Source organism: Methylophaga sp. UBA4204, assembly GCF_002379485.1.
GTDB lineage: Bacteria > Pseudomonadota > Gammaproteobacteria > Nitrosococcales > Methylophagaceae > Methylophaga.
Genome location: NZ_DFTU01000109.1, coordinates 1 through 15,734, shown reverse-complemented (window position 1 = coordinate 15,734; position 15,734 = coordinate 1). Strand labels below are relative to the sequence as shown.

General features: G+C 44.0%; 18 protein-coding genes. 4 read left to right on the top strand and 14 right to left on the bottom strand.

The window, feature by feature from the left end; translation table 11 throughout:
* The 3 genes from B3182_RS15970 to B3182_RS15960 all read right to left on the bottom strand — a co-directional run.
* Positions 1-584: 5'-nucleotidase (locus B3182_RS15970; RefSeq protein ID WP_292753500.1), on the bottom strand; the 584-nt coding region annotated here is incomplete at its 3' end.
* 2 nt (positions 585-586) lie between these two features.
* Positions 587-1,174 carry a nuclease-related domain-containing protein gene (locus tag B3182_RS15965; protein ID WP_292357210.1) on the bottom strand — a complete coding sequence of 196 codons (588 nt, stop codon included), beginning with the start codon at positions 1,172-1,174 and terminating at the stop codon, positions 587-589.
* 36 nt (positions 1,175-1,210) lie between these two features.
* Complete coding sequence (locus B3182_RS15960) at positions 1,211-2,119, bottom strand: cation diffusion facilitator family transporter (protein WP_292357212.1); 909 nt, start codon at positions 2,117-2,119, stop codon at positions 1,211-1,213.
* 88 nt (positions 2,120-2,207) lie between these two features.
* Here B3182_RS15960 and B3182_RS15955 point away from each other — a divergent pair, with 88 nt between their 5' ends.
* Together B3182_RS15955 and B3182_RS15950 are read left to right on the top strand one after the other, a co-directional pair.
* On the top strand, positions 2,208-3,842 hold the full coding sequence (locus B3182_RS15955) for an alpha-D-glucose phosphate-specific phosphoglucomutase (RefSeq protein WP_292357717.1): 1,635 nt from the start codon (positions 2,208-2,210) through the stop codon (positions 3,840-3,842).
* 14 nt (positions 3,843-3,856) lie between these two features.
* Positions 3,857-4,450: a Maf family protein gene (locus B3182_RS15950; RefSeq protein WP_292357214.1), complete on the top strand. Its 594-nt coding sequence runs from the start codon at positions 3,857-3,859 to the stop codon at positions 4,448-4,450.
* Between the two features lie 7 nt (positions 4,451-4,457).
* Here the strand turns inward: B3182_RS15950 and B3182_RS15945 are convergent, their stop codons facing one another.
* Positions 4,458-4,862 (bottom strand): hypothetical protein, encoded by a 405-nt coding sequence (locus B3182_RS15945; protein WP_292357216.1) that lies wholly within the window; start codon positions 4,860-4,862, stop codon positions 4,458-4,460.
* Between the two features lie 165 nt (positions 4,863-5,027).
* Between B3182_RS15945 and B3182_RS15940 the strand changes: the two genes are divergently transcribed.
* Both B3182_RS15940 and murU read left to right on the top strand, forming a co-directional pair.
* The gene (locus B3182_RS15940) at positions 5,028-6,017 is read left to right on the top strand and encodes an aminoglycoside phosphotransferase family protein (protein ID WP_292753497.1); all 990 of its coding nucleotides are present in this window, start codon (positions 5,028-5,030) and stop codon (positions 6,015-6,017) included.
* Positions 6,014-6,688: an N-acetylmuramate alpha-1-phosphate uridylyltransferase MurU gene (gene murU, locus B3182_RS15935; RefSeq protein WP_292357220.1), complete on the top strand. Its 675-nt coding sequence runs from the start codon at positions 6,014-6,016 to the stop codon at positions 6,686-6,688. Before B3182_RS15940 ends, murU begins: the two co-directional genes overlap by 4 nt.
* A 6-nt stretch (positions 6,689-6,694) precedes the next feature.
* Here the strand turns inward: murU and argF are convergent, their stop codons facing one another.
* The 10 genes from argF to B3182_RS15885 all read right to left on the bottom strand — a co-directional run.
* Positions 6,695-7,591, bottom strand: coding sequence for an ornithine carbamoyltransferase (gene argF, locus B3182_RS15930; RefSeq protein ID WP_292357222.1), 897 nt, complete (start codon positions 7,589-7,591; stop codon positions 6,695-6,697).
* Between the two features lies 1 nt (position 7,592).
* Positions 7,593-8,792 (bottom strand): aspartate aminotransferase family protein, encoded by a 1,200-nt coding sequence (locus tag B3182_RS15925; RefSeq protein WP_292357223.1) that lies wholly within the window; start codon positions 8,790-8,792, stop codon positions 7,593-7,595.
* Between the two features lie 165 nt (positions 8,793-8,957).
* Positions 8,958-9,539, bottom strand: a complete 582-nt coding sequence (sodB, locus tag B3182_RS15920; protein WP_014707224.1) for a superoxide dismutase [Fe] — start codon at positions 9,537-9,539, stop codon at positions 8,958-8,960.
* Between the two features lie 61 nt (positions 9,540-9,600).
* Positions 9,601-10,080 (bottom strand): ribosomal protein S18-alanine N-acetyltransferase, encoded by a 480-nt coding sequence (rimI, locus tag B3182_RS15915; RefSeq protein WP_292357226.1) that lies wholly within the window; start codon positions 10,078-10,080, stop codon positions 9,601-9,603.
* Positions 10,073-10,567, bottom strand: a complete 495-nt coding sequence (locus tag B3182_RS15910) for a DNA polymerase III subunit psi (protein WP_292357228.1) — start codon at positions 10,565-10,567, stop codon at positions 10,073-10,075. Before B3182_RS15910 ends, rimI begins: the two co-directional genes overlap by 8 nt.
* Positions 10,567-12,099 carry a 2-isopropylmalate synthase gene (locus B3182_RS15905; RefSeq protein ID WP_292357230.1) on the bottom strand — a complete coding sequence of 511 codons (1,533 nt, stop codon included), beginning with the start codon at positions 12,097-12,099 and terminating at the stop codon, positions 10,567-10,569. The genes B3182_RS15910 and B3182_RS15905 overlap by 1 nt, the downstream gene beginning before the upstream one ends.
* A gap of 165 nt (positions 12,100-12,264) precedes the next feature.
* Positions 12,265-13,008 carry a CDP-diacylglycerol--serine O-phosphatidyltransferase gene (pssA, locus tag B3182_RS15900; protein WP_292357232.1) on the bottom strand — a complete coding sequence of 248 codons (744 nt, stop codon included), beginning with the start codon at positions 13,006-13,008 and terminating at the stop codon, positions 12,265-12,267.
* A 117-nt stretch (positions 13,009-13,125) separates the two neighbouring features.
* Positions 13,126-14,136, bottom strand: a complete 1,011-nt coding sequence (gene ilvC / locus B3182_RS15895; protein ID WP_292357719.1) for a ketol-acid reductoisomerase — start codon at positions 14,134-14,136, stop codon at positions 13,126-13,128.
* A gap of 28 nt (positions 14,137-14,164) precedes the next feature.
* Entirely contained in the window at positions 14,165-14,662 is a 498-nt protein-coding gene (gene ilvN, locus B3182_RS15890) for an acetolactate synthase small subunit (RefSeq protein ID WP_292357234.1), read from the bottom strand.
* Positions 14,662-15,734, bottom strand: a 1,073-nt coding sequence (locus B3182_RS15885; RefSeq protein ID WP_292753494.1) for a thiamine pyrophosphate-dependent enzyme, incomplete at its 5' end; no start/stop codon positions are given. The genes B3182_RS15885 and ilvN, both read right to left, overlap by 1 nt.

Below are 15,734 nucleotides of genomic sequence, written 5' to 3'. Positions count from 1 at the left end.
GCCTGTCTGGCTGTTTGCTGCTCATTTTCGGTGAAGGCTTCAAGACCGCGTTCTTTAAATATTCTTTCAGATTCATCCGAAAAAATCACAGCGTCCCCATCAAAGGCGATGCGCAATTGTTCTGACTCAGAGTTATGTCCCAGATTTGATGGCAGGATAGTCGCAGCGGCAATACCTGCCTCAAGAGCCATACGAACATCTTCGGGGCTGGTAGACAAAAACAGGTTGGCGCTAAATGGTGCAACGTACCGATATGGACTGCTGCCGGAGGTAAACACGGCGCGAATGATGCCTAAATTATGATATTGAATTGAATTGAAAACCCGTAATCCGGTATCTGCACTGTTACGTGACAGTAATATAATTTCAACCCGCGGTGTTTTAGGATTATTGTCGTTTAAGGCAAGTAACTTTTTGACCAGATTAAATGCCCCACCTGGTTCCAAAGGCACATCTTCATTTTCTATCTGAAAGCGGCAATAGGCCTCTGTGCCCTGCTCTTCGTAGATACGGTGGCTTTCATCCAAATCAAACAAAGCACGTGATGAAATAGCCACTACCAATGGTTTTGTCCCCGTCTCCACGTTTACTCCCTGATCAATGATTGAGCATCGTTGCGTATATTTTGTTTAATCACGTTCCACATTTGTTCTCGGCTCTCTTTTGGCAGTTTCGGGCTATTAAACAACCTCTGCATATCCTGTTCAAAACTCGTCAATACTGAAACGGATGCGGGCTTACCTTTGGGAAAATTACTCTCTGCAGTAAAAACCACATGACAGAATACCGGCATTTTAGGAATCAAAGAGCGGATGGCCTGCCGCGCATTTTCAAGATGATGCAGGGGGTTAGTAAATTTATAACTCCGCCCATCCACAATTTGCGTCCATTGTTCAATTTGTTCTGCACCGAATAAATGACCACTAATTGGATAGTCCCGCAAAATCAAAATACCTTGTTCCAGCAGAAAAAGCTTTTCAATTTCCAGTATACCGCCGACCCCGTCTGGAAGAATGACATTGTTAAGTTCATCCTGTTTGTAGGGTTTTAACACTTGCTCGATTTGGAGCTGTGAAGGACTTCTACGAAAAAAAAGCCGATAGAGTAAACAGATAATAATTACTGCAACAATGCTTAGCCCGACGGCCAACTCTACAGAAAATTCTTCAAGCAAATGAATGGTACTCCCGAAATTTATATTATACGGCGATTAAGCCGGGCTTTGTTCAATTGACTGATCGTTGATTGGATCCTGATGAATTATAACTTCTGACTCATCAAATAACCCCTGAATATCCTGACTTACTGCCACACTGACATCATGGGCCTGTTGCAGACTCAGTTCGGGATCCAGTTCCAGATGTAATTGTATAAAGGTAGTGGTACCCGAGCGTCTGGTGCGTAAATCATGTACACCTTTTGCTTGAGAATGCGTTAAGGCAGTTTGGATTATCTGTTGTCTCTCTTTATCAGTAATTTCATGATCCATTAGTAGATCAACAGCATCTCTTAATATTCTCCATGCACTGAACAAAACATAAATTGCGATGAAAATCGCCATGAGCGGATCCAGCCAAATTAACCCAAAATGGGATAAAAACAGCGCGATAATGACACTGAAATTGATTAATAAATCAGATCGATAATGCAGAGAGTCGGCCCGAATGGCAGACGAATTAGTTTTAATGATGACAAAGCGTTGCACAAACAATAAACCGATAGTGGCAAGCATGGAAAACAGCATCACCGCTATTCCCAATTCAATACCGGTTGTTAAGGGTTGAGGAGTTATCAGTCGACCACTGGCCTGAAACAACAGCATTATCGCAGAACCAGTGATAAACATGGACTGACCTAATGCAGCAAGAGGCTCGGCCTTACCATGACCAAAACGGTGTTCTTTATCCGCGGGCTGAAGGGCATGCCGAATGGCGAGCAAATTCACCAGTGACGCCAGCAAATCCAGACTGGAATCAATAAGACTTGCCAGAATACTCATGGAATCAGAAATATACCAGGCGGTTAACTTGGCAGTAATAAGCGCTAATGCAGTAATGACCGACGCATAACTTGCTATTCGCATTAAAGCGGCATTACTGAAGTGTTGAGACCGTAACATGTTCTCAGTATAGTGAGACACAATCACAGTGGAAAGCAAAATTACATTGTATTAACCAATCAGAAATTATTCGCCATTTTCAGGAAATATCATGTCGACCACCATCAATAGTCAGCCGTTTAATGATCAACGTCCTGGCACCTCTGGACTGCGTAAACGAGTCCGGGTTTTTCAGCAAAAACATTATCTGGAAAACTTTGTACAGGCAATGTTTGACTCTGTTGGTGACACTCAAGATCAGACATTAGTTATTGGCGGAGATGGGCGATTTTATAACCAAACAGCCATCCAGACAATTGTCAAAATGGCAGCAGTCAATGGTTTTAAAAGACTGATTATCGGCCAGCATGGGCTGCTGTCAACGCCAGCAGCTTCCTGTGTCATTCGTAAATACCATGCCTTTGGTGGCGTGATACTCTCAGCCAGCCACAATCCTGCTGGTCAGGAGGGTGATTTTGGTATCAAGTTCAATATCCGTAATGGTGGACCGGCTCCCGAGAGTATTACTGAAGCTATCTACAAAAACAGTCAACATATTTCTTCTTACCAGATATTGGAATGTGCAGATATTTCGTTGACAGAAATTGGTACACAATATTTACAGGATATGCAGATTGATATTATTGATCCGGTTGCCGATTATGCTGAATTGATGTCTGATATTTTTGATTTCCCGGCCATCAGAGCCCTGCTATGCAATGGTCGTTTCCAAATGCGTTTTGATGCCATGCATGCCATAACTGGCCCTTATGCAAAAGAAATCCTTGAAAAACGTCTGGGTGCAGAAGCTGGTACGGTCATTAATGGAGTTCCACAACCCGATTTTGCCGGCGGACATCCTGACCCCAACCTAACCTACGCCGCAGAATTGGTGGAAGAATTGTTTGCCGATATTGGTCCGGATTTTGGTGCGGCTTCGGATGGCGATGGCGATCGCAATATGATTCTGGGTCACGGTATATTTGTCACTCCTTCCGACAGTCTGGCGATACTGGCAGCGAATGCAGAATTAATTCCGGCTTATCAAAAAGGACTTAAAGGTATCGCCCGTTCCATGCCGACCAGTCAGGCCGCTGATCGTGTCGCTCATGCTTTAAATATCCCCATGCATGAAACACCGACTGGCTGGAAGTTTTTTGGCAACCTTCTTGATGCTGATATGGCAACTATTTGCGGTGAAGAAAGTTTTGGCACCGGCTCTAATCATATCCGGGAAAAAGATGGTTTATGGGCAGTATTATTCTGGCTGAATATTCTGGCAATCAGACAGCAATCTGTCAGTGAAATTGTACGTCAGCACTGGCAGAAGTATGGTCGAAATTATTACACTCGCCATGATTATGAAGAAATTCCAATCGAGATAGCCAATCAGTTGATGGAAGGGTTACAGCAGCAATTGCCTGACTTAGCGGGTCAGTCTCTGAATGGTTATATCGTCGATTATGCGGATAATTTCAGTTATCACGATCCAGTCGACAAAAGCATTGCTGAAAACCAGGGTATCCGTATTGGCTTTACTGATGGTTGCCGTATTATTTTCAGACTCTCCGGCACCGGCACCCAAGGGGCAACTCTAAGGGTATATATCGAAGCTATCGAGGATAATCCGGATAAATTATTTGAGGACACCCAAACACGATTGAAGGATTTGATTGAGCTTGCTGATAGTCTTGCCAAAATCAAATCGCTTACTGGTCGCAATGTTCCAACTGTCATTACCTAGGTTAACTACCACGCATGCAAACATTAATTTTAGGTTCCAGCTCCCCTTTCCGTGCTGAACTGCTTGCTAAATTACATTTGAGCTTTCTGACAGCTTCACCAGATATTGACGAAAGCCCAAATCCCAATGAAACGCCAGACCACCTGGTAAGACGACTGGCAGAAAGCAAAGCCCGTAAAATTGCTGAACAGTATCCTGACAGCCTTATCATTGGCTCTGATCAGGTCGCCGTATTGAATGGTCAGGTGATGGGTAAACCAGGAAATCATCTCAAAGCGATTGAACAGCTTTCTGCAGCTTCCGGTAATACCGTAACGTTTATGACCGGACTGGCTTTGTTTAATGCTGCCACGGGAAATATGCAATCTGTAGTCGATTATTTTGAAGTAGTTTTCAGAGCACTTTCTGCCGAACAGATTGAGTTTTATCTAACGACTGAACAGCCCTATCAATGCGCAGGAAGTTTTAAATCGGAAGGATTTGGCATCAGCCTGTTTAAGGAGTTGCGCGGACAGGATCCAAATAGTTTGATTGGTTTACCGCTGATTCGCTTGATAGAACTGCTGGCCAACGAAGGTGTGGATGTGTTGGCACAGCAGTGCGATTAAACCACGTTTATTGCTTTTTACTTTTTTCAACGTTTTCCATTGCTGCAGCCTGAGCTGCCAAATTGTTCATCGTCTGTCCCATCAACTGACGGGCTGCTTTTGAACGTAAACTTCTTGCCATTCCTTCGGTAAGACCGGGATTCACATTATTAGCCGTCAACAATTCTTTCAGTTCGTCGAGTTTAGGCTCACATGATTGCAGAATATCATCAGCATTTTGTGTAGCTGAGTTGCCGGTTTTACTGGCATTTAACCGTGACTCCATCATGCACTTGTTGTAAGCGGTGATATTACTTGTCATTTCATTAATGGCTTCCTGGGGCATATCCCAAGGGGTCAGAATCGATTCTTCTGCTATTGCAAAAGTACTGAAAATTGCCAGTGAACCAGCAGCCAGATAGTGCTTAATCATTACATCCTCTCCAGATATTTATAGTTTTTTTGTTGCCATGCTGAGACCGCGCTTATAGGTCAAATTATCCCATTGAGTGCGAATACGCTACAATCTGCCATCCAATTCAATGCAGTTATCTCACTTGTTGGGATAATTTCTTAAACTTAATAACGCACATCCCAGATGAACCATAAACAAGATATACGCTTTCAACAATTGCAACAATGGTTGCAAGACTTCGTGACCGATAAAAACTATTCGTTAACACCTGCCTCCAGCGATGCCAGTTTTCGACGTTATTTTCGATTACAGCAAATGGATGCCAGTTTTATTGTTATGGATTCGCCTCCGGAGCATGAAGATAATCATGCATTCATTCACGTGGCGACATTGCTGGAGCAATACGGGCTGAATGTACCCCATATTTACGAGCAGGATCTGCAGCAGGGGTTTCTAATACTGAGCGATCTGGGTAATACCCCTTACCTTTCACAGCTATCCATTGAAACGGCTGATGAGCTTTATAAAAAAGCCATTGACAGTCTGATAACCCTGCAGCTGATTCCCTGCGAAAACCATTCATTACCTCAATATGATGCCGCATTATTACAACGTGAAATACTGCTGTTTGATGACTGGTTTTTGCAGCGCCATTTGGGATTACATCCGCCCGAATGGTTAGCTGCAACATTCGAATTTTTAACGCAAAACGCTTTAGAACAACCTCAGGTTATTGTGCATCGGGATTTTCATTCACGAAATCTGATGTACCTGCAGCGACAAAAACCGGGAATAATTGATTTTCAGGATGCCGTGATTGGCGCCATTAGTTATGACTTAGTTTCATTGTTGCGTGATGTGTATATCCAATGGTCTTCGGCTGAACAACAGCAGTGGGTTGGATATTATATTGAACAGGCACAACAACATGGATTGTTAACAACCGAGCAAGCAGAAAAATTTCCTCGTTGGTTTGATTTAATGGGCTTACAACGCCACCTTAAAATACTTGGGATCTTCTGTCGCCTGAATTATCGCGACAATAAACCTAATTATATGAATGATTTAGCATTGACTTTAAATTATGTCTATCAAGTTTGTGAGCGCTATCCAGAGCTACAAAATCTCTATCAATATCTTATTGAACAACCTAAAATTGCGGCCATAATATGAAAGTAATGATTCTCGCAGCAGGTCGCGGTGAACGGCTCAGACCGCTTACCGATCACACTCCTAAACCTTTGCTGCATGCTGGTCCAAAACGCTTGATTGAATATCTGATTGAGAAACTGGTCGATGCAGGGCTTAATGATATTGTGATTAATCATGCTCATCTTGGTGAGCAATTTGAGCCAATATTGGGCAGTGGTGAACGCTATCATGCCCATTTTGAATATTCAGCTGAAGTCGCTGGCGGGCTGGAAACCGCTGGTGGAATAATTCAGGCATTACCAGTGCTAGGCAATGAACCTTTTCTGGTGGTAAATGGCGATATCTGGACAGATTTTCCGTTTGCTGATTTCGCCAAGATTGAGTTATCTACAGAGCAACTATGTCACCTGGTTATGGTGAATAATCCTGCGCACAACCCTGCCGGAGATTTTTATCTTGATTCAGAAGGTTTGCTATCACTTGAAGGTGAACCAAAACTGACATTCAGTGGTATTGGAATTTACCGTCCGGAAATGTTTGCAGAGCATCCGGTTGCCAAACGTGCCTTAAAGCCATTTTTTGTTGAGGTTATGAAGCAGAAAAAAGCGACTGGGCAACATTATCAGGGTCAGTGGTCTGATATTGGAACGGTCGAGCGCTTAACTGTACTGGCCAAGCAACTCGACATTTAACGGCCTTCAGGCGCAGAGAAACTCCAGTAAGGCTTTTTGCGCATGAAGTCGATTTTCAGCTTCATCCCAAACGACACTTTGCTGGCCATCAATGACATCTGCTGTGACTTCTTCACCACGATGTGCTGGCAGACAATGCATAAATAATGCATTTGTAGCGGCATGTTGCATGACCTTTTTATCCACCTGAAACGAAGCAAAGGCGGCTTCTCGTTTTCGCTGTTCCTCTTCCTGCCCCATGCTGGCCCATACATCGGTTACCACTAAATCAGCATGCTCAGCAGCCTGTACAGGGTCATTAAACAGGCGAACCTGTGCATCTACTGCATTGATAACCTCTGCTTTGGGCTCATAGCCTTCAGGGGTGGCAATATTTAAATTAAAACCAAACTGTTGAGCAGCATTAATATAGGAATGACACATATTATTGCCATCACCAATCCACGCAACCGTTTTTCCACGAATATCACCACGATGTTCCTGATAGGTTTGCATATCAGCCAGCAATTGACAGGGATGAAAATCATCAGTCAAGGCGTTGATCACCGGTACCGATGAATATTTAGCGAAGGTTTCAATCTTGCTATGCTCAAAGGTTCGGATCATGACGGCATCAACCATGCTGGAAATGACTCTCGCGGAGTCCTCAATCGGCTCGCCTCTGCCCAGTTGGGTATCATCGGGTGATAAAAAGATTGAACCACCACCAAACTGCACCATCGCTGATTCAAACGATACGCGGGTACGAGTTGAAGATTTTTCAAAAATCATTGCCAGGACTTTATTTTTCAATGGCTGGTAGATTTCGCCCGCCTTGTGCATCTTTTTCAGTTCTGTGGCACGTGCAATCAACTGCCCCAGTTCGGCTGGCGATAAATCCTTAAGCGTAAGAAAATGTCTCATATCAGGCTACGCTCTCTACAGGCCGTGACGCCAGAAAGGTTTTGATCAATTGACTTACCTTATTGACGATCAACACCGCTTCCTCAGCATTAATAATCATTGGCGGCAATAAACGAATAACTTTTTCAGATGTTACGTTGATCAAAATATTTTCCTGCAAAGCCAATTTAACCAGTTCTGCACATGGCGTGGTGAGCTCAATACCAAACATAAAGCCCAGATGACGTACTTCTTTCACGCCTTCAGTCTTGCCCAGCTGTTGTTTAAATTGCTGAAACATCTGCTCACCCAGTCTGCTGACATGACCCAATAACTGTTCTTTTTCAATCGTCTCCAAAACGGCTAGAGCAGCACTACAGGCTAACGGGTTACCACCAAATGTTGAACCATGATTACCGGCCTGTAATACGCCTTTAGCCAAACCAGCAACCAGACAGGCGCCTACAGGCATACCATTGCCCATACCTTTTGCCAACGTCATGACATCCGGCAATAAATCCGCTTTATGTTGAAAGGCAAACCATTTTCCAGTCCGACCCACACCTGTCTGTACTTCATCGAGCATCATCAATAATTTGCGCTGCGTACAGAGATCCCGAATAGCAGACAAATATTCACTGTCGGGAACCTTGATACCGCCCTCACCCTGAACCGGTTCAACTAAGACCGCTACCGCTTCAGGCCAGTGGCTGACCGCCATGCGTACCGCATCAATGTCATTGAATGGAACCCGCACAAAGCCAGGAAGCAATGGCTCAAAACCAGCCTGAACCTTGGCATTACCGGTTGCCGTTAAGGTCGCCATTGTCCGACCATGGAAGCTTCCATCCATAACAATAATCACCGGTTTATCAATGCCTTTGCTGTGACCATATTTACGGGCAATTTTAATGGCTGCTTCATTTGCCTCAGCACCGGAATTACAGAAAAAAACCTGTTCCATACCAGACACTTGTGTCAGCTTATCTGCCAATAGCTGCTGTTTTTCGATGTGGTACATATTCGAGGTATGTATTAATGTTGACGCCTGCTCAGAAATCGCTCGCGTCACCGCAGGGTGGCAATGCCCAAGATTGCAAACCGCAATACCACTTAATGCATCAAGATATCGTTCGCCACGGGTATCAGTCAGCCAAGCACCTTCCCCTTTAGCAAAAGTAATATCCAAACGTCCATAAGTAGGCATGACAGATTCGGTCATGGCATTTATCTCCCTGCCTGTTTTTCAAGGCGACATATCAGCAGATATTTCTGCTGGATTGAAACGAAAAATGGCAGTTTCAAAAGAAAACTGCCATATTCCAAAAACCATAAATTATATAACGAATCAGTCAGCAGTCATAAGACTACTGACTAATCTTAACGTTTATGCCGCGAAATTAGCCGCAACAAAATCCCAATTTACCAGTGTCCAGAATGATTCCAGATATTTAGGACGGGCATTTCGGTAATCAATGTAGTAAGCATGTTCCCAAACATCACAGGTTAGTAATGGTGTTTGGCCTGCTGTAAGCGGGCAACCAGCATTGCTGGTATTCACAATCTCAATGCTGCCATCAGCATTTTTTACCAGCCATGTCCAACCTGAACCGAAGTTTGTGGTCGCTGACTTGGTAAATTGATCTTTAAATTCTGCAAATGAACCAAACTTGGCATCAATTGCAGCAGCCAGATCACCAGAAACAGCATCTTTGCCATTCGGTGTCAGGCAGTTCCAGTAGAAAGTGTGATTCCAAACCTGTGCAGCATTATTGAAAACACCACCACTGGATTTAGTGATAATGGTTTCCAGCGGTTGACCTTCAAATTCGGTTCCAGGAACCAGATTGTTCAGGTTATTTACATATGTTTGGTGATGTTTACCGTAATGGTATTCAAGAGTCTCTGCAGAGATGTGTGGTTCCAAAGCATCTTTTGCATAAGGAAGTGGTGGCAATTCAAAAGCCATAAAAAATCTCCTTGATTGAAAATAACCAACGTAAACACGTTAGTCTAAGTGAGGGCATGTCTTATAGCAAGTTTTGACCAAGCTGCGCGAACATGCCAAGTTCCAGTCCCATCAAAACGCCATCTTCCCTGCCCTGTTCAGCAGGATAATAACCTCGACGTACTGACATTTCATTAAAACCGGTTGATAAATAAAGCTGTTGAGCCCTGAAGTTACTGGCTCGAACTTCTAATACAATAATTGCAGCAGATTGCTCCAGTGCAATCTCAATAACATGATTCAGAATTTGTCTACCAAAGCCTTTACCCTGATGACCGGGTTTGACGCAAATATTCAGTAAATGAACTTCGTCCAGTACAGATTGTACAACGCTGTAGCCAATTATCTCATTATCTATTGCGTAGAGAAATGTTCGATAACCGCTTTTCAGACAGTCTTCAAAATTACCTTTGGACCAGGGAAAACGATTTGACTGTTTTTCAATCTGCCAGACTTTTTCTATATCTGCCAGTTGCATATGACTAATTGCTAACTCAGTCACTCGGGTATGCTCTTAAGTTCCGAAGTCTCTGGATAGTTTGCCACATCTCGAACTTAAGCAGTGGTTGCTCCAGCATTGTTCGCAGACTTGGCCCGACCAACGTTTGCAGATTATTTTCGAGTTGCTGGCAGGATAATGCTTCATGGGGCTTTACGTTCAGTTTCGCTGCCAATTCTGAACCTAATACCAATGCTACGGTTTTATCAGCCGAAAACATCTTTAGAACGTTTACATACTGCTTATCCATCACTGTCACATCGTCCAGACTAATACCAATACTAACAAAAATGGCTCGTAACAGTCGGTTTTCCACTGGTGTAAGTGCATTTTCAGAAATAACTAACCAAGAATTTGTATAATCAATATGATTAACAATTTCACTTTCCGAAGTGGTTAAATCAGGTTGAACAGCGTCATCTTGTCTTTGCACCCAGACAGGAATACCCATCTGTTCAAGTGCAAAATATTGTTCAGCAGATAAACTCATCAGACTTGCGGATGCGCCCGATCAGAGGGCAATAACATTTTATTGAGGGCATTGATGTAAGCTTTGGCTGAAGCGATAACAATATCAGTGTCAGTACCCTGACCACTGACAATACGACCACCTTTTTCCAGCCGGACGCTGACCTCTCCCTGAGAATCGGTGCCACTGGTAATGTTGCTTACAGAATACAACTGCAATTCCGTATGGCTCTGTACCATTGATTCAATCGCTTTAAAAGCGGCATCAACCGGTCCACTGCCTTTCATCTCGGTTTTAACTTCGCTATCGTCAACCGCAAGGGTGACATTGGCTACCGGAATCTCTCCAGTTTCACTGCATACTCGCATTGAAATCAAGCGAATCCGCTCGTTATCCTCCGTCAAGGTATCACTGACAAGTGCTTGAATATCTTCATCAAAAACTTCATGTTTTTTATCTGCCAATTCCTTAAACCGCATAAATGCTGTATTTAAATCTTCTTCGGACTCCAGTTCTATTCCCAACTCTTTTAATCGTGAACGGAAGGCGTTGCGTCCGGAATGCTTGCCAAGAACCATACGATTGGTATTCCAGCCCACATCTTCAGCTCGCATGATTTCATACGTTTCGCGATTTTTCAGTACACCATCCTGATGAATACCGGACTCATGGGCAAAGGCATTGGCACCGACTATCGCTTTGTTCGGCTGCACTACAAAACCGGTGACACCTGAAACCAGACGTGAAGCTGCCAATATTTGTGTGGTATCCAGGCGGGTATCACAATCAAACATATCCTGACGTGTTCGCACGGCCATCACCACTTCTTCTAAAGAAGCATTGCCGGCTCTTTCACCCAACCCATTAATGGTACATTCAACTTGTCGGGCACCATTCATAACGGCTGAGAGCGAATTAGCCACCGCCAGACCCAAATCGTTGTGACAATGCACCGAGAAAATGGCTTTATCCGAATTTGGAATTCTTTCCCGCAGATTTTTGATTAATTCGCCAAATTGATGCGGCAGGTTGTAACCAACAGTATCCGGAATATTCAAGGTTTTAGCGCCGGCATCAATAACAGCTTCCAGCACCCTACAGAGAAAGTCCAGATCACTGCGCCCGGCATCTTCCGGTGAAAACTCAACATCATCAGTATAAAGTCGTGCCCGTTTCACCGCCTTTACAGCATTCTCAATCACTTCATCCGGCTGCATCCGCAATTTCATCTGCATATGGATGGGTGAGGTGGCAATAAAGGTATGAATACGAGACGCATTGGCTGATTTAAGCGCCTCACCGGCCCGATCAATATCTTTGTCCAGGGCACGAGCCAGGCCACAAATACGACTGTCTTTAACCGCTTTAGCAACAGCTTGCACGGCCTCAAAATCACCTATACTGGCAATTGGAAACCCAGCCTCAATAATATCAACCCGCATACGTTCCAGAGATTTGGCAATCCTCACCTTTTCATCTTTGGTCATCGATGCGCCAGGACTCTGCTCCCCATCACGTAACGTGGTATCAAATATTATTAACTGGTCTTTCATTTCGCTCGCTCCGAACATTCTGCTCATCGCTGAGCACATTTTTTATTGTCATTATAATGAGGTTAAATGAGGGTTGCAGAAAGAATTGCAAGATTATTTTTCCTCATAAACATCTATTTCTCGCACTGATGTGAGAAATGGTTGGTCTCACTACTATCCGTTGGTTTATTTTGATTGTGCGCGTTCGTTACGATGCTTACGTAATTGAATCAGTGTAAAAACAGGTCCGGAAATCGCATAAAGTAAAAATGCGGTGAAAAGAACAATTGGCGGATCTGTTGCAATTAGTGCAAAAACCAACACCAAGCCCAGCATCACCATAAAGGGTACTTTTCCACGCAAATCCAGTTCTTTAAAACTGTGGTAACGCACAGTACTGACCATAAGGATTGCGGTGGCAAACGTCAGTGGCACACCTACAAATGATAACAATGAAGGATCCAGTTGATTGTTATGTCCTACCCAGACCCAGCCAGCGATACAGGCTGCGGCAGCAGGACTTGGCAATCCTTGAAAATAGCGTTTATCAGCAATTCCTACCTGAGTATTAAAGCGTGCGAGACGTAACGCACCGCAGGCAGCGTAAATAAATGCCACCATCCAACCAAACTTACCCAAACCATTCAAAGCCCATTCAAACATGACCAAAGCAGGCGCCAGACCAAAGGCAACCATATCGGCAAGGCTGTCATACTCTGCTCCAAAAGCGCTCTGGGTATTGGTTAAACGAGCAATGCGTCCATCCAACCCATCCATAATCATCGCAACAAAGATTGCGACTGCTGCAGTGGTAAAGTCGCCTCTTATAGCAGCGACAATGGCGTAGAAACCAGCGAACAGGCAGGCTGTGGTAAATAGATTCGGTAAAAGGTAAATGCCGCGTTTTTGTTGTTCTTCATGATTATCCATAAATGTCCTGTATTCAGAGAAGAAGTAGTTTCATTATGACATCCGTACCTTCATAAACAAAACAAGGGCAGATTGCCAAGCAACCTGCCCTTGTTTGAGGACAACTCAAAAAACTAATTAGTTTTTGGTTTTATCGACGATTTTTTGAATCCAAGGCATCATTTCACGCAATTTGGCACCGGTTTTTTCAATCGGGTGCTCTGCATTCAGCCTACGCATAGCCGTCATTTCAGGATAGCCAGACTGACCTTCCTGAATAAACTGTTTGGCGTATTTGCCTTCCTGAATGTTTTTCAACGCTTCACGCATCGCCCAACGGCTTTCTTCGTTAATGACTTTCGGGCCAGTAACGTATTCACCATATTCTGCATTGTTAGAAATTGAGTAATTCATGTTGGCGATACCGCCTTCATACATCAAGTCAACAATCAGTTTCAGTTCATGCAAACATTCGAAGTAAGCCATTTCAGGCTCATATCCTGCTTCCACCAATGTTTCAAAACCGGCTTTAACTAATTCTACTGCACCACCACATAATACCGCTTGCTCACCAAACAGATCCGTTTCAGTTTCATCACGGAAAGAAGTTTCAATGATACCGGTACGACCGCCACCAATAGCTGAGGCATAAGATAAAGCGATTGCTTTGGCTTTACCTGAGGCATCCTGTTCAATAGCGATCAAATCAGGAATCCCACCACCACGGGTAAATTCACTGCGAACGGTATGACCTGGTGCTTTTGGAGCAACCATGATGACGTCCAGATCTTCACGTGGCAGAATCTGGTTATAAACAATCGCAAAACCATGAGCGAAAGCCAAAACAGCACCTTGTTTAAGGTTTGGTTCAATTTCATCTTTATACAAAGAAGATTGGAACTCATCCGGTGTGAGCACCATTACCAAGTCAGCTTGTTTTACAGCTGATGCGGTATCGGCAACTTTCAGACCCGCACCTTCCGCTTTAGCAATAGAAGACGAACCCGCACGCAGAGCTACAGTTACATCAACACCGGAATCTTTCAGGTTACAGGCGTGAGCATGGCCTTGTGAACCATAGCCGATAATTGTGACTTTCATGCCACGGATCAGCGACAGGTCACAATCTTTGTCGTAATAGATATTCAAACTCATTATCAATTCCTTCGTTTTTAAATCAATTCAATTGCAGACATTTTTCGCCACGGGCAATGCCCGAGACGCCACTGCGTACGGTTTCAAGTATTTTATGTTCAGATAGAGCTTCAATGAACGAGTCGAGCTTACTGCCAGCCCCCGTGAGTTCAATCGTATAGGTCGAGGCAGTCACATCAATAATATGTCCACGGAAAATATCAGACAGACGTTTGACGTCATCACGTTGATCCATGGTCGCAGCCTTGACCTTAATCAACATCATTTCCCGCTCAATGTGCGGACCTTCAGACAACTCCATCAACTTCACAACATCTACAAGTTTATTGAGCTGTTTGGTTATCTGCTCAATAATTCGATCAGTACCGGTTGTGACAATCGTCATCCTTGACAGCGACGCATCTTCAGTGGGCGCAACAGTTAACGATTCAATGTTATAGCCACGTGCAGAAAATAACCCCGCAACACGCGATAAGGCCCCTGCTTCATTTTCAATCAGAATCGAGATGATATGACGCATTATGACAGCTCCCGCTCTGGATCTTGTGGTAGATCGCAATAGGGCGACATATGCATTTCATTATGCGCTTTACCCTGAGCGATCATCGGATACACGTTTTCAGTTTGATCAGTCACGATATCCAGAAACACCAGGCGATCTTTCATCGCAAAGGCTTCTTCCAGTTTGGGACGCAAATCTTCAACCCGTTCAATACGAATACCCACGTGACCATAACTTTCTGCCAGTTTGACAAAATCAGGCAAGGATTCCATATAGGAATGTGAATAACGATTCTGATAGAAAAACTCCTGCCACTGACGCACCATGCCAAGATAACGATTATTCAACGCTACAATTTTCACCGGCAAACCGTATTGCAGACAGGTAGATAACTCCTGAATACACATCTGGATGCTACCTTCACCTGTAATACAGATGACCGTTTCCTCAGGAAATGCCAATTGAACACCCATCGCTGCAGGCAAACCAAAGCCCATTGTTCCCAAACCACCTGAATTAATCCAGCGGTTGGGTTTGCTGAAACCATAGTATTGTGCCGCCCACATCTGATGCTGACCAACATCTGAGGTTACATAGGCATCACCGTTAGTGATTTCATGAACCATCTCAACAACTGCCTGCGGTTTTATCTGATCGCTATTGCGATCATAGGACATACATTTTTTAGCACGCCAGCCGTTAATGATATTCCACCAGTCAGTCAACGCTGTTTGATCAGGTTTGGTCTTGCTGGCTGAAAGCAATTGATTCATGTCATTCAGAACATCGGCAACATTACCAACAATCGGCACATCTACTGAAATTGTCTTGGAAATGGATGACGGATCGATATCAATATGAACGATCTTGGCATGCGGACAGAATTCAGCAATTTTTCCGGTTACCCGATCATCGAATCGTGCACCAATCGCAATCAGCACATCACAATCGTGCATTGCCATATTGGCTTCATAGGTGCCATGCATCCCCAACATGCCCAAAAACTGTTGATCATCCCAGGGAATTGAACCAAGCCCCATCAAAGTCGAAGTCACGGGGTAACCCAAAGTGCTTACAAACATCCGCAATT